Origin of the sequence: Acidovorax sp. IB03, from assembly GCF_016406015.1 — a bacterium.
Taxonomy (GTDB): domain Bacteria; phylum Pseudomonadota; class Gammaproteobacteria; order Burkholderiales; family Burkholderiaceae_C; genus Acidovorax; species Acidovorax temperans.
In genome coordinates, this window is record NZ_JAEFCH010000028.1 from 40,067 (window position 1) to 53,162 (window position 13,096).

12 protein-coding genes and 1 pseudogene are annotated in these 13,096 nt (G+C 62.6%); 10 read left to right on the forward strand and 3 right to left on the reverse strand.

Translation table 11 applies throughout. From position 1 onward, the window contains the following. Window positions 1–84: 84 nt before the first annotated feature. The gene (locus IHV84_RS14590) at window positions 85–951 is read left to right on the forward strand and encodes an amidohydrolase (protein WP_198847397.1); all 867 of its coding nucleotides are present in this window, start codon (window positions 85–87) and stop codon (window positions 949–951) included. 43 nt (window positions 952–994) lie between these two features. On the opposite strand, the gene IHV84_RS14595 is transcribed toward IHV84_RS14590, so the two are convergent. The 3 genes from IHV84_RS14595 to hemB all read right to left on the reverse strand — a co-directional run bounded on the left by IHV84_RS14595 (window position 995) and on the right by hemB (window position 5,124). Continuing rightward, window positions 995–2,491: a methyl-accepting chemotaxis protein gene (locus IHV84_RS14595; RefSeq protein WP_198847398.1), complete on the reverse strand. Its 1,497-nt coding sequence runs from the start codon at window positions 2,489–2,491 to the stop codon at window positions 995–997. 363 nt (window positions 2,492–2,854) lie between these two features. Further along, window positions 2,855–4,039 carry a magnesium transporter CorA family protein gene (locus IHV84_RS14600; protein ID WP_198847399.1) on the reverse strand — a complete coding sequence of 395 codons (1,185 nt, stop codon included), beginning with the start codon at window positions 4,037–4,039 and terminating at the stop codon, window positions 2,855–2,857. Between the two features lie 77 nt (window positions 4,040–4,116). Then, complete coding sequence (gene hemB / locus IHV84_RS14605) at window positions 4,117–5,124, reverse strand: porphobilinogen synthase (protein ID WP_198847400.1); 1,008 nt, start codon at window positions 5,122–5,124, stop codon at window positions 4,117–4,119. Between the two features lie 321 nt (window positions 5,125–5,445). Between hemB and IHV84_RS14610 the strand changes: the two genes are divergently transcribed. From IHV84_RS14610 to IHV84_RS14650, 9 genes and pseudogenes are all read left to right on the forward strand, one after another. Further along, window positions 5,446–5,877, forward strand: a complete 432-nt coding sequence (locus tag IHV84_RS14610; RefSeq protein WP_198847401.1) for a CopD family protein — start codon at window positions 5,446–5,448, stop codon at window positions 5,875–5,877. Between the two features lie 21 nt (window positions 5,878–5,898). After that, window positions 5,899–6,996 carry a VanZ family protein gene (locus IHV84_RS14615; protein WP_198847402.1) on the forward strand — a complete coding sequence of 366 codons (1,098 nt, stop codon included), beginning with the start codon at window positions 5,899–5,901 and terminating at the stop codon, window positions 6,994–6,996. Between the two features lie 9 nt (window positions 6,997–7,005). Further along, entirely contained in the window at window positions 7,006–7,365 is a 360-nt protein-coding gene (locus IHV84_RS14620) for a ferredoxin (protein WP_044397477.1), read from the forward strand. Between the two features lie 72 nt (window positions 7,366–7,437). After that, the gene (locus tag IHV84_RS14625; protein ID WP_198847403.1) at window positions 7,438–8,091 is read left to right on the forward strand and encodes an alpha/beta fold hydrolase; all 654 of its coding nucleotides are present in this window, start codon (window positions 7,438–7,440) and stop codon (window positions 8,089–8,091) included. A gap of 134 nt (window positions 8,092–8,225) precedes the next feature. Continuing rightward, window positions 8,226–9,398, forward strand: coding sequence for a D-alanyl-D-alanine carboxypeptidase family protein (locus IHV84_RS14630; protein WP_198847404.1), 1,173 nt, complete (start codon window positions 8,226–8,228; stop codon window positions 9,396–9,398). A 166-nt stretch (window positions 9,399–9,564) separates the two neighbouring features. Further along, window positions 9,565–9,942, forward strand: coding sequence for a 30S ribosomal protein S12 (gene rpsL, locus IHV84_RS14635; RefSeq protein WP_015012185.1), 378 nt, complete (start codon window positions 9,565–9,567; stop codon window positions 9,940–9,942). Window positions 9,943–10,116: 174 nt separating this feature from the next. Next, entirely contained in the window at window positions 10,117–10,590 is a 474-nt protein-coding gene (gene rpsG, locus IHV84_RS14640) for a 30S ribosomal protein S7 (protein WP_005798541.1), read from the forward strand. Between the two features lie 148 nt (window positions 10,591–10,738). After that, window positions 10,739–12,841, forward strand: coding sequence for an elongation factor G (gene fusA, locus IHV84_RS14645; protein ID WP_198847405.1), 2,103 nt, complete (start codon window positions 10,739–10,741; stop codon window positions 12,839–12,841). A gap of 176 nt (window positions 12,842–13,017) precedes the next feature. Next, window positions 13,018–13,096: pseudogene (locus IHV84_RS14650) on the forward strand (elongation factor Tu); the annotation flags it as partial.

The following is a 13,096-nucleotide window of genomic DNA, read 5'->3' on the forward strand; positions in this document are numbered from 1 at the left end:
CAACTGGGGAAAGCCATGGCCAGCTGCATTGCAAAATTCAAGCCTTTTAGGCCTCTGGCGCTTTTACAACAAGCGCTGGCAGCTATGAATTTGATAGCGCTATGCACCACCACCCACGCGGCCGACTACACCGGCCCCCTGTTCGACGCCCACCTGCACTACAACGAGGAAGCCTGGGACGGCCGCTCAGGCCCGCACCCACCCGCCGATGTGCTGGCGCGCATGAAGGCCAGCGGGGTGTGGGCCATCGTGGCCAATTCGCGGCCCAATGCGGGCTCGCTGGCGCTGGCGGCCCTGCCGCAGATGCGCGAGGCAGGCATTGGGGTGGTGCCGTTTGTGCGGCTGTACCGCAACCGCGCCGACTACACCGGCTGGTTTGCCGACGAAACCATCTACGACATGGTGCAGGCCGAACTGGCCCGGGGCACGCCCGTCGGCCCCTACCGGGGCCTGGGCGAATTTCACCTGTACGACAGCGCCAACGCCAACGGCCCCGTGGCCAAAAAGCTCATGGCCCTGGCCGAACAGCGGGACCTGGTGGTGCTGGCCCATGTGGACGACACCGCCATCGACCTGCTGATGGCCAACACCCCGTCCAAGGGCCAGAAGGTGCGCCTGATCTGGGCGCACACCGGCATCGGTGGTGTGCCCCCTGAGCGGGTGGATGCGTTGCTGGCCAAGTACCCTGGGTTGGTGGGAGAGCTGTCGTACCGCCCTGGGCTGGTGTGCGAGGGCGAGCAGCTGTGCCCGGCCTGGCGCGATCTCATCATCAAGCACCCCACGCGCTTTGTGGTGGGGTCGGACACCTGGGTCAACCAGCGCTGGCAACACTACGAGGGCCTGATGCAGGGCTACCGCCAGTGGCTGGGCGGGCTGCCGGCCGATGTGGCACGGCAGGTGGCCTGGGTCAACGGGGCCCGCTGGTTCGGTTTGCCGCTGCCGCCCCGGTGAATGCCATGGCGGGCTGCTGCATGGCCCGCTGGTGACTGGCTCCTCAGGCCAGCTTGAAGCGGTTCACGCTGTCGGCCAGCGAAAGGGCCTGCTCGCGCAGGTTCTCTGCGGCGGCGGCGGACTCTTCCACCAGTGAGGCATTTTGCTGGGTCATGCGATCGAGTTCGGCCACGGCCACGTTGACCTGCGAGATGCCGTTGCTTTGCTCGGTGGTGGCGTGGGTGATCTCCTGGATCAGTGTCTGCACCTCTTGCACGCTGCTGACCACGCGGGCCATGGTGCCGCCCGCCTCTGCCACCTGCGTGGAGCCCGCCTCGACGCGCTCGACAGAAGCCTGGATCAGGGTCTTGATCTGACGGGCGGCGTCGGCGCTGCGGCTGGCCAGGTTGCGCACCTCGGTGGCCACCACGGCAAAGCCTCGGCCCTGCTCACCGGCACGCGCAGCCTCGACGGCGGCGTTCAGCGCCAGGATGTTGGTCTGGAAGGCAATGCCATCGATCACGCCGATGATGTCGGCGATCTGGCGTGACGACTCGGTGATGCCGTTCATGGTGTCCACCACACGGGCCACTGCGTCGCCCCCCTGGGTGGCCACGGCGCTGGCCTGGTCGGCGCGCTCGGCGGCCTTGCGGGCGGCTTCGGCGTTATGGGCCACCGATCCAGTCAGCTCTTCCATGCTGGCGGCAGTCTCCTCCAGGTTGGCGGCGGTGCTTTCAGTGCGGCTGCTCAGGTCCATGTTGCCGCTGGCGATCTGCTCGCTGGCCTGGGCCAGTTGCTCGGTGGTGCTGTGCACGGTCTGCAGCGTGTCCTGCAGGTTATGGCTCATGTCCTTCATGGCCTGCAGCAGGTGGCTGATTTCGTCGGTGCCCTTGACGGTGATCTTTTGCGACAGGTCGCGCTGAGCAATGGCCTGGGCCACGCGGATGGCCTTGTTCAGGCCCTTGGTGACCGTACGGTACACATTGCGTACCAGCAGCAGGTTGATGGCCAGGGCCACCACCACCACGGCCGCTGCGCGCCACAGGCTCGACAAAAACTCGGTCTTCAGGTCATCGGCATACACGCCTGAGCCCAGCACCCAGCCCCAGGGCGCAAAGCCTTTCACGTACGAGATTTTGGGCGCGGGCTTCTCCTGGCCCGGCTTGGGCCACTGGTATTCGACCAGGCCGCCACCATCGCCTTTTTGTGCGCGCTGGGCAAACAGCACAAAAATGGCCTTGCCGTCCGGGTCCTTGATGGCCGATCCGTCCTTGCCGTTGAGGTCGGGCCGGAAGGGGTGCATGACCACGCGGGCGTTCATGTCCTGCAGCCAGAAATACTCGTTGCCAGAGTAGCGCACGGTTTGCAGGGCTTGGTGGGCCATCTGCTGCGCCTGCTCGCGGGTGTGGCTGCCCGAGGTCTCCAGCTGGTGGGCCCAGGCCAGGATCGAGTGGCCGACTTCCACCGTCTGGCGCACGGCGATTTCGCGGTCACGGCGGCTGTTCTGGTATTGCGTCAGCAGCATGTAGCCAGAGACAGCGATGAGGATCAGAGTGCTCACGGCCGCCATCCATCGGAGTTTTCCAACAATCGACATGGTTTTCTTCATAATTCGATAAAAATGATTTTGTTTGACCGCAATGCTCAAGACAGCGGAGGTATTCCAGGAGCCCGTGAGCAGCGTTCGCAGGCCAGGACGGCGTACGAAAGTGCATGCATCACTAGCGTGATCAGGGGTTCTCTCTGGCTACCGGCGGGCTCTGAAGTCCAGGGTGCTGTGCAGGTGGAACCGCTAACGCACCGATCTTAATCGCTATTTATAAAAAATTAATGGTGATAACTATGATTTATTTGACTTGTTGCTGCGTTGCAATAAGATGCCGGCCGGCCGCCAGAAGCCAGTCAGTCAGCACACCCGTGCCAGTCAGCTACCGGTGCGCGCCAGATATCGCTTGCGCCAGAACAGCGCCACCAGCGACAGGGCAATGACGGCCATCGAGCCCATGGCCCACCAGAAGCCGTCCTGCTTGTGGATCAAGGGAACGAACTCGAAATTCATGCCGAAGATGCCCGCGATCAGGTTCAGCGGCAGGAAGACGGCGGTGAGCGCCGTGAGGGTGCGCATGATGTCGTTGGTGCGATTGCTTTGCACCGAGAAATGCATCTGCACCGCCGTTTCGGTGCTTTGCTCCAGGCGGCGCACGTGGTGCACCACGCGTTCGATGTGCTCCAGCACGTCGCGGCTGCGCACCTTGAGCAGGTCCAGCTCGCGCAGGCCGGTGGGGGTCTCGGGCAGGGGCCAGGTCTCCAGCGCGTCGATCCAGTCCTGCACGGCGGTGCGCTGGTCTTCGCAGATCTCGTCGAGCATGTGCAGCGACAGGCGCGCTTCGAGCAGCGATGACCAGTTCACGTAGCGTGCGCGGGGCTTGAGCAGCTCGGTCTGCCAGTGGTCAAGCTGGCGCGTGAGTTCGCGGCGCAGCTCCAGGTAGCCGTCGACCATGAGGTTGACCACGCGCAGCATCAGGTCGGCCGGGCTGGTGGGCAGGCGGCTGCCGGCCACGGGGCTGGGGCGGCCTTCGCGTACGTCGCCATGGGGGATGCTGGGCACAGCGGCCAGCAGGCGCGTGGCGTAGGTATCGCGCACCAGGCAGTCGGGCGGGTGCACGGTGAGCAGCACGCGGTCGAACACCGCAAAGCCGACCGGACTGGTGTCAATGCGGCGCAGCACGGGCGGGCCGCCACGCCGCGGGGGTGTTTTGCCGGGTGCCGGCGCGGCAGGCTGTGCGGCGGCAGCGGCTGGGCCCGGCAGCACGTCGGCCGGACCCGCATCGCTGTCACCATTGCCTGTGCCCAGTCGGCGGAACACCAGGAGGTCGTACTGCGAGGTGTAGTCGTAGTGCGACGGCAGCTGCGGGTTGAGCAGGTCGGACACATGCAGGTCCACCAGCTGCAGCCCGGTGAGCAGCTGCAGGTGTTGCTGGATTTCAGCCAGCCGCAACTGGAAGGCCGGCCGTGCACAGGCAATCCACACAAAGCCCTGTTCCGGTAAGTGGTCGGGCAGGGCGGTCAGCTCGTGCACGCCGCTGCTGTGGATGTGAAAGATGCGCATCGGCGCGGCCTGTGCCTTCGGGTGTGGTTGGGGATGAAAAGTGGCTGTAGCGCCCATTTGAAAAGCGCTTGCAGCTCTTATTTTTGTAGCAACCGCGCCACGTCGCGAGCAAAGTAGGTCAGCACGCCATCAGCGCCCGCGCGCTTGAAGGCCAGCAGGCTTTCCATCATCACGGCATCGTGATCCAGCCAGCCGTTGGCGGCGGCGGCCTTGATCATGGCGTACTCGCCGCTCACCTGGTAGGCGAAGGTGGGCACGCGGAATTCGTCCTTCACGCGGCGCACGATGTCCAGGTACGGCATGCCGGGTTTGACCATCACCATGTCCGCACCTTCGGCGATGTCGAGGGCCACTTCGCGCAGGGCTTCGTCGCTGTTGCCGGGATCCATCTGGTACACGTTCTTGTCAGCCTTGCCCAGGGCGCCACGGGTTCCCACCGCGTCGCGGAAGGGGCCGTAGAAGGCACTGGCGTACTTGGCGCTGTAGGCCATGATGCGGGTGTGGATGTGGCCTTGCACTTCCAGCGCCTCGCGGATGGCGCCAATGCGGCCGTCCATCATGTCGCTGGGGGCCACGATGTCCACGCCCGCTTCAGCATGCGTCAGGGCCTGGGCGGTGAGGATTTCCACCGTCTGGTCATTGATGATGTAGCCGGTGTCGTCCAGCACGCCATCCTGGCCGTGGCTGGTGTAGGGGTCCAGCGCCACATCGGTCATCACGCCGAGCTGTGGGAATTCCTTCTTCAGCGCCCGCACCACGCGCGGGATCAGGCCATCGGGGTTGCGTGCTTCCTGGCCGTCGGGCGTCTTGAGCGCGGGGTCAATGGCCGGGAACAGCGCCATCACCGGAATGCCCAGCTTCACGCAATCTTCTGCCACGGGCAGCAACAAATCCAGGCTCAGGCGCTCCACGCCGGGCATGGAGCTCACGGCTTCGCTGCGCTGCATTCCCTCATGCACAAACACGGGGTAGATCAGGTCGTTGACCGACACCGCATGCTCACGCACCAGGCGGCGCGTGAAGGCGTCACGGCGCAGGCGGCGGGGGCGGTTCTGGGGGAAGGGGGCAGAAGTAGGGAGGTGCATGGCGAAAATTGTGCCCTATCTCCTGGGCAAGGGCCTGATCTGGATCTGCAAGCGCGAAATAGGCGCGTAGAAAGCCCCTTGGATTGGAGCAACTAATTGCGAGGGCTTGTAACTTTCTGTACTTAATGCTAAATTTGATTCCGGGCAGCCCTCTGCCTCCCGCTTTTTCCTCCCTGAGCGGGGCTCACTGGATGCTCCACGCATTCAGGGGCTTCTCAGCCCGGCCTTTGTGCCGGGCTTTTTTTTGCCCGGGCAGCTTTAAAAAAGGGGCAAAGCGACGCTCTGGCGCCGAGGGGCGAGCGGGACGCTTAAACTGCCAGCATGCTCTGGATAAAAGCCTTTCACATCGTCTTCGTGGCCAGCTGGTTTGCCGGTCTGTTCTATCTGCCACGCATCTTTGTCAATTTAGCCATGGTGGCACCCGATTCGGGGGCAGAGCGTGAGCGCTTGCTCCTGATGGCGCGCAAGCTGCTGCGGTTCACCACCATCCTGGCGGTGCCCGCCTTGGCGCTGGGGTTGTGGCTGTGGCTGGGGTACGGCATTGGCCTGCAAGGCCCGGGCAATGGGTGGATGCACGCCAAACTCACCATCGTTTTGCTGGTTGTGGGCTACCACCACGCCTGCGGCGTGCTGCTGCGCAAGCTGGCCAACGGCCAAAGCCAGCGCAGCCATGTGTGGTTTCGCTGGTTCAACGAAGCGCCTGTGGTGCTGCTGCTGATTGCGGTGGTGCTGGTGGTCGTCAAACCCTTCTGACAGGGACGGAGGCCTGCGCCGTTGCACAAGACCTCCGCCTGGCCTCTGGCGGCTATTTATGCCGTTTTGATCGTTTTTGCCAGTCTGTTCCCTTTTTCAGGCTGGCGCGCCCAGGGGCTGGAGCCCTGGATGTTCCTCGCGGCGCCGCTGCCGCCGCCGTATTGGACGGGCTTTGATGTCACGTCCAACCTGATTGGATACGCCCCACTGGGCTTCTTGCTGGCCCTGGCCTTGCTGCGCACGGGCTGGACGCGCGGCGCCGTGTGGTGGGCGGCGCTGGCGGGTTCGCTGCTGTCGCTGGCGATGGAGTTTTTACAGATCTACCTGCCGCGGCGTGTCCCTTCCAATCTCGATCTGGTGCTGAATGCTGCGGGCACCTGGCTGGGCGCCTTGCTGGCGGCGCTGTTGGAGCGCTGGGGGGCTATCGACCGTTGGAGCCTGTTCCGGGGCCGCTGGTTTGTGCCGGATGCGCGCGGCGCGCTGGTGTTGATTGCCTTGTGGCCCGCTGCGTTGTTGTTCCCCGCTGCCGTGCCTTTTGGTCTGGGGCAGGTGCTGGAGCGGCTGGAGGCGGCGATTGAACAGGCGCTGGAAGACACTCCCTTCATTGACTGGATGCCCATGCGGGAAACCGTGCTGGAGCCGCTGTCGCCCGGCGGCGAAGTGCTGTGCGTGATGCTGGGCTTGCTGGTGCCCAGCCTGCTGGGCTATTGCGTCATTCGCCATGTGGGGCGGCGGGCGGTGTTTGCCACGGGGGTACTGGTGATCGGGGTGGCGGTGACGGCACTGTCTGCGGCGCTGAGCTGGGGCCCCGCGCACGCCTGGGGCTGGCTGGACGAGCCCGTGCGCGTGGGCGTGTGGGCGGCTGCGGGCATGGCGGTGCTGTTGCTCATGCTGCCGCGCCGGGCCAGCGCGGCCGTGCTGCTGGTGGCACTGGTGTGGCACCTGGCCTTGCTGAACCAGGCGCCGACCAACGTTTATTTTGCGCAGACCCTGATGCAATGGGAGCAGGGGCGCTTCATCCGTTTCTATGGCCTGGGCCAGTGGCTGGGGTGGCTCTGGCCTTATGCGGCGCTGCTGTATGTGCTGGTGCGCGTCTCGCGCAAAGACGCCCATCCCTAAAATACCCCCATGAGCGAACCCACCCAACCCACTTCCGCCGCGCCGGGCTATTACCAGCGCCACATCTTCTTCTGCCTGAACGAGCGCACCAACGGCGAAGACAGCTGTGCCCACCACAATGCCCAGGCAGGGTTCGACCACTGCAAGGCGCAGGTGAAAGCCGCTGGTCTGGCGGGCACCGGCAAAGTGCGTGTGAACAAGGCGGGTTGCCTGGACCGCTGTGCCGCAGGCCCCGTGGCTGTGGTCTACCCTGAAGGCACCTGGTACACCTTTGTGGACACCAGCGACATCGACGAGATCGTGGAGTCGCACCTGAAAAACGGCCAGGTGGTGGAACGCCTGCTGGTGCCGCCTGAGCTGGGTCGGTGATTGGTTTTTTGATAAAAATGGGCTCTGGCGCTTGATGAATAAGCGCGAGCAGCTATTAAAAACATAGCAAACGTGAATTCACAGACAGAACGACTGACGCTGCAAGGCCCCGCCGGTGCCATTGAAGTGGCCCGCGACGCGGCCAGCGTGCCCGATGGCGGCACGCCTCGGGGTGTGGCGGTGATTGCCCACCCCCACCCCCTGTTCGGCGGCACCATGGACAACAAGGTGGTGCAAACCTTGGCCCGTGCCTTTGTGCAATGCGGCTGGACGGCGGTGCGCTTCAACTTTCGCGGCGTGGGTGCCACCCAGGGCGTGCACGACGAAGGCCGGGGCGAGCTGCAAGACCTGCTGGCCGTGGTGGAGCAGGTGGCCCCCGCGGGAGAGGGCGCGCAACCGCTGGCCCTGGCGGGTTTCTCGTTTGGGGCGTTCGTCACCAGCCACGCGCTGGCCACGCTGTGGCCCCAGCGGCACATCGACCGCGCCGTGCTGGTGGGCACGGCTGCCAGCCGCTTCACCGTAGCCCCGGTGCCACCCGAGGCCCATCTGCGCACGCTGGTGGTGCATGGCGAGCAAGACGACACCGTGGCCTTGTCCGCTGTGATGGACTGGGCTCGCCCCCAGACACTCCCTGTAACAGTCGTGCCCGGAGGCGGGCATTTCTTTCACGGACAATTGCCGCTGCTCAAAAATTTGGTGGTCAGGCACCTGCAGTCGGCCCTCTGAAAAGAGATCGGCCGCGCTGGCGGAACCTCCGTGCGCCGGCTGACTCTGCACAAAGCCTTTTGCAGCAGCGCGTGCTGCTGCATCGGTCCTACTTCTCCATCCTCTCAGCCGTTGGCTGCATCTCTGAACGCTCCATGAAACGAATCCTGCCCGCCCTGCGATCCCTGGCCCTTTTTGCTGCTGTTGCGCCCGCCGCTTTTGGCGCCCTGGCGCAGCAGGTGCCCCAACCCCCGGAAATCGCAGCCCGTACTTACATGCTGGTGGATGTGACCGCTAACCAGGTGTTGGCGGCCAAGGACATCGACGCGCCGGTAGAGCAGGCATCGTTGACCAAGCTGATGACGGGCTACCTGGTGTTTGACGCCCTGCGCGCCAAGAAGGTCACGCTGGACCAGAAGCTGCCCGTGAGCGTGCGCGCCTGGAAGATGCCCGGCTCGCGCATGTTCATCGACCCCAAGATGCAGGTGTCGGTGGACGACCTGCTCAAGGGCATGATCGTCCAGTCGGGCAACGACGCCACCGTGGCGCTGGCCGAAGGCGTGGGCGGAACGTACGAGAACTTCGTCAAGCTGATGAACGACCAGGCCAAGGCTCTGGGCATGAATGGCACCAGCTACAAAAACCCTGAAGGCCTGACCGAGCCCGGCCACGTCACCACCGCGCGCGACCTGAGCGTGCTGGCCAGCCGGCTGATGAAAGACTTCCCGGAGTACATGCACTACTACTCCACCAAGCAGTACAGCTACCCCGGCACGCCACCTTCGAATGGCACCAATCGCAACATGCTGCTCTTCCGTGATCCCACGGTGGACGGCCTCAAGACGGGTCACACCGCAGCGGCTGGCTACTGCCTGGTCGCCACCGCCAAGCGCGATTTCCCCAACGTGGGCCAGCGCCGCCTGCTGTCCATCGTTCTGGGCACGGCCAGCGAGAATGCGCGCGCCAACGAAAGCCAGAAGCTGTTGAACTGGGGCTACACCGCCTTCGATGCCGTCAAACTCTTTGAAGCCAACACCCCCGTGGCCACGCCAGCCCTCTGGAAGGGCGCTGAGAACGTTCTGAAGATCGGCCGTCCCGAAGCCATCGTGGTGACGGTGCCCTCGGGCAGTGCTGGCAAGATCAAGACAGAAATCTCGCGCCCAGACCCCCTGGTGGCTCCATACACCAAGGGCCAGGCTGTGGGCTCTTTGAAGGTGGTGCTGGGTGAGCAGACCCTGGCCGAAGTGCCTCTGGTTGCGCTGGAGGGGGTCGAGCAGGCAGGCTTCCTGGGCCGCGCCTGGGACGCCATCCGTCTGTGGATCAAGTGACCCCACAGCCGCCTTGCCCAAGGGTCAAGCGCATGGCGCAGCGCCAAAACTGCGCCGCACTTGCCTCTTGAGCACTAGCCTGATACATTAGAAGGCTTTTCGGAATTTCCGAAGGGATTCACGTTTTCGCTTTCACGAAGCAAATTCACGTTTAGGGACGTATTTCATGCCAACCATTAATCAATTGGTCCGTCAGGGGCGCGAGGTCGAAAAGACCAAGTCCAAGAGCCCTGCGATGGAAAACTCTCCACAGCGCCGTGGCGTGTGCACTCGCGTGTACACCACGACGCCTAAGAAGCCTAACTCCGCTCTGCGTAAGGTTGCCAAGGTGCGCCTGACCAACGGTTTTGAGGTGATCTCCTACATCGGCGGTGAAGGCCACAACCTGCAAGAACACAGCGTGGTGCTGGTTCGCGGCGGTCGTGTGAAGGACTTGCCCGGTGTGCGTTACCACATCGTGCGTGGTTCGCTGGACTTGCAAGGCGTGAAAGACCGCAAGCAAGCCCGCTCCAAGTACGGTGCGAAGAAGCCAAAGGCCAAGTAAGCCCTGGCCCTTTCGGTCTGAAGAATTTTCGGTGCTGTTTTTCCGCGTGGCGCGGAGATGCAGCGTAGTGACCCCAAACGCAGGTGTTCTGCGCGGGTCGAGTAAGTGGGAGTCCTTCATTGGCTCTCGCGGTGTCTGAAAAGATGCCAACTGAAGCAAAGATAGAGGTAAAAAATGCCACGTCGTCGCGAAGTCCCCAAACGTGAAATCCTGCCGGATCCAAAGTTCGGTAATGTTGAGCTGTCCAAATTCATGAACGTGATCATGGAAGGCGGCAAAAAGGCGGTTGCAGAGCGCATCATTTACGGTGCCCTGGAACTGATCGAGAAGAAGCACCCCGATAAGGATCCTCTGGAAGCCTTCACCGTTGCCATCAACAACGTGAAGCCCATGGTGGAAGTGAAGTCCCGCCGCGTCGGCGGTGCCAACTACCAGGTGCCTGTGGAAGTGCGCCCTGTCCGTCGTCTGGCTCTGTCCATGCGCTGGATCAAGGAAGCCGCTCGCAAGCGCGGTGAAAAGTCGATGGCCCAACGCCTGGCCAACGAACTACTCGAGGCCACCGAAGGCCGTGGCGGTGCCATGAAGAAGCGTGACGAAGTGCACCGCATGGCCGAAGCCAACAAGGCATTCAGCCACTTCCGCTTCTAAAAAGCGGATTTGTCCTGGATTTAAACCCAAGGCTGCCGGCGTTTCGCCTGCAGCCTTGTGTTGATTCAGGCAGTCACAAAATTGACGGGCATTTTTGCCAGTATGGCTGCCCGATTCCCTCTCAAAAACGACCCATCAAGGATCTACCATGGCTCGCAAGACTCCCATCGAGCGCTACCGCAATATCGGTATCTCGGCCCACATTGACGCTGGCAAGACCACGACCACCGAACGTATTCTGTTTTACACGGGCGTGACCCACAAGCTGGGCGAAGTGCACGATGGCGCTGCGACCACGGACTGGATGGAGCAAGAGCAAGAACGCGGCATCACGATCACCTCGGCTGCCGTGACCTGCTTCTGGAAGGGCATGGACATGTCCTACCCAGAGCACCGTTTCAACATCATCGACACCCCCGGCCACGTGGACTTCACGATTGAAGTGGAGCGTTCCATGCGCGTGCTCGACGGCGCTTGCATGGTGTACTGCGCTGTGGGCGGCGTGCAGCCCCAGTCTGAAACTGTGTGGCGTCAGGCTAACAAGTACAAGGTGCCTCGCCTGGCCTTTGTGAACAAGATGGACCGTACCGGTGCCAACTTCTTCAAGGTCTATGACCAGATGAAGCTGCGCCTGAAGGCCAACCCCGTGCCCGTGGTGATTCCAATCGGCGCCGAAGAAAACTTCAAGGGCGTGGTCGATCTGCTGAAGATGAAAGCCATCATCTGGGACGAGGCTTCCCAGGGCATGAAGTTCACCTACGAGGACATCCCCGCCGATCTGGTCGAGTCCGCCAAGGAATGGCGCGAGAAGATGGTGGAAGCCGCTGCCGAGGCCTCCGAAGAGCTGATGAACAAGTACCTCGAAGAGGGTGATCTCAGCGAAGCGGAAATCAAGCAGGGCCTGCGCCAGCGCACCATTGCCACCGAAATCCACCCGATGCTGTGCGGCACCGCCTTCAAGAACAAGGGCGTGCAGCGCATGCTGGATGCCGTGATCGACTATCTGCCCGCACCGACCGACATTCCAGATGTGGCTGGTACCGACGAAGATGGGAAGGAAGTGACGCGCAAGGCCGACGACAACGAAAAGTTCTCGGCTCTGGCCTTCAAGCTGATGACCGACCCCTTCGTGGGCCAGTTGACCTTCGTGCGTGTGTACTCCGGTGTGCTGTCCAAGGGCGACACGGTGTACAACTCCGTCAAGGGCAAGAAGGAGCGTATCGGCCGTATCGTGCAGATGATGGCCAACGACCGCGTGGAAGTGGACGAAATCCGTGCTGGTGACATCGCCGCCTGCGTGGGCCTGAAGGAGGTGACCACCGGCGAAACGCTGTGCGATGTCGCATCGCCCATCGTGCTGGAGCGCATGGTGTTCCCTGAGCCCGTGATTTCGCAGGCTGTGGAACCCAAGACCAAGGCCGACCAGGAAAAGATGGGTATCGCTCTGGGCCGTCTGGCTGCAGAAGATCCTTCCTTCCGCGTGCGTACGGACGAAGAGTCTGGCCAGACCATCATTTCCGGCATGGGCGAGTTGCACCTGGAAATTATTGTGGACCGCATGAAGCGCGAGTTCGGCGTGGAGGCCAACGTGGGCAAGCCTCAAGTGGCTTACCGCGAAACCATCCGCAAGACGGTGGAAGAAGCCGAAGGCAAGTTTGTGCGCCAGTCCGGTGGTAAGGGTCAGTACGGTCACGTCGTGCTCAAGATCGAACCCAACGAAGCCGGCAAGGGCATCGAGTTCGTCGACGCGATCAAGGGCGGTGTGGTTCCTCGCGAATTCATCCCAGCGGTGGAAAAGGGTATCCACGAAGCCGTGACGCAAGGCGTGCTGGCTGGCTATCCCGTGGTGGACGTCAAGGTCACGCTGCACTTCGGTTCGTACCACGATGTGGACTCGAACGAACTGGCGTTCAAGATGGCCGCTATCTTCGGCTTCAAGGAAGGCTGCAAGAAGGCCGGTCCAGTCATCCTGGAACCCATGATGTCTGTTGAAGTGGAAACGCCTGAAGACTATGCTGGTAACGTGATGGGTGACCTCTCCAGCCGCCGCGGCATGGTGCAGGGTATGGACGACATCCCGGGCGGTGGCAAGGCCATCCGCGCTGAAGTTCCTCTGTCGGAAATGTTCGGCTACTCGACTACGCTGCGCTCGGCCACACAAGGTCGTGCTACTTACACGATGGAGTTCAAGCACTACTCTGAAGCTCCTCGCAATGTGTCGGAAGCCATCATGGCTTCCCGCGCCAAGTAATGGCGTCTTTGGTCTAACAGCCAAACTGGCTGCTAGCGCTTGTGCTGCAAGCGCTAGCAGCTATCAAATTCATAGTATGTCTGCGATGCGGTGCCGCCCTGTGGCCGGTGCGGGTCGAATCAGCAACCGCATGCAGACGTTAAACCCGGCACCGGCATAGCTCTTTGGAGAAGAAAATGGCAAAAGGTAAGTTTGAACGCACCAAGCCCCACGTCAACGTGGGCACGATCGGTCACGTGGACCATGGCAAGACGA

Excerpts from the sequence above, each read along its gene's own strand:
- rpsG (WP_005798541.1), top strand. The coding sequence starts at position 10,117 with ATGCCACGTCGTCGCGAAGTCCCCAAACGTGAAATCCTGCCGGATCCA.
- IHV84_RS14630 (WP_198847404.1), top strand. The coding sequence starts at position 8,226 with ATGAAACGAATCCTGCCCGCCCTGCGATCCCTGGCCCTTTTTGCTGCT.
- fusA (WP_198847405.1), top strand. The coding sequence starts at position 10,739 with ATGGCTCGCAAGACTCCCATCGAGCGCTACCGCAATATCGGTATCTCG.
- hemB (WP_198847400.1), bottom strand. The coding sequence starts at position 5,124 with ATGCACCTCCCTACTTCTGCCCCCTTCCCCCAGAACCGCCCCCGCCGC.
- rpsL (WP_015012185.1), top strand. The coding sequence starts at position 9,565 with ATGCCAACCATTAATCAATTGGTCCGTCAGGGGCGCGAGGTCGAAAAG.
- IHV84_RS14620 (WP_044397477.1), top strand. The coding sequence starts at position 7,006 with ATGAGCGAACCCACCCAACCCACTTCCGCCGCGCCGGGCTATTACCAG.
- IHV84_RS14590 (WP_198847397.1), top strand. The coding sequence starts at position 85 with ATGAATTTGATAGCGCTATGCACCACCACCCACGCGGCCGACTACACC.
- IHV84_RS14610 (WP_198847401.1), top strand. The coding sequence starts at position 5,446 with ATGCTCTGGATAAAAGCCTTTCACATCGTCTTCGTGGCCAGCTGGTTT.
- IHV84_RS14600 (WP_198847399.1), bottom strand. The coding sequence starts at position 4,039 with ATGCGCATCTTTCACATCCACAGCAGCGGCGTGCACGAGCTGACCGCC.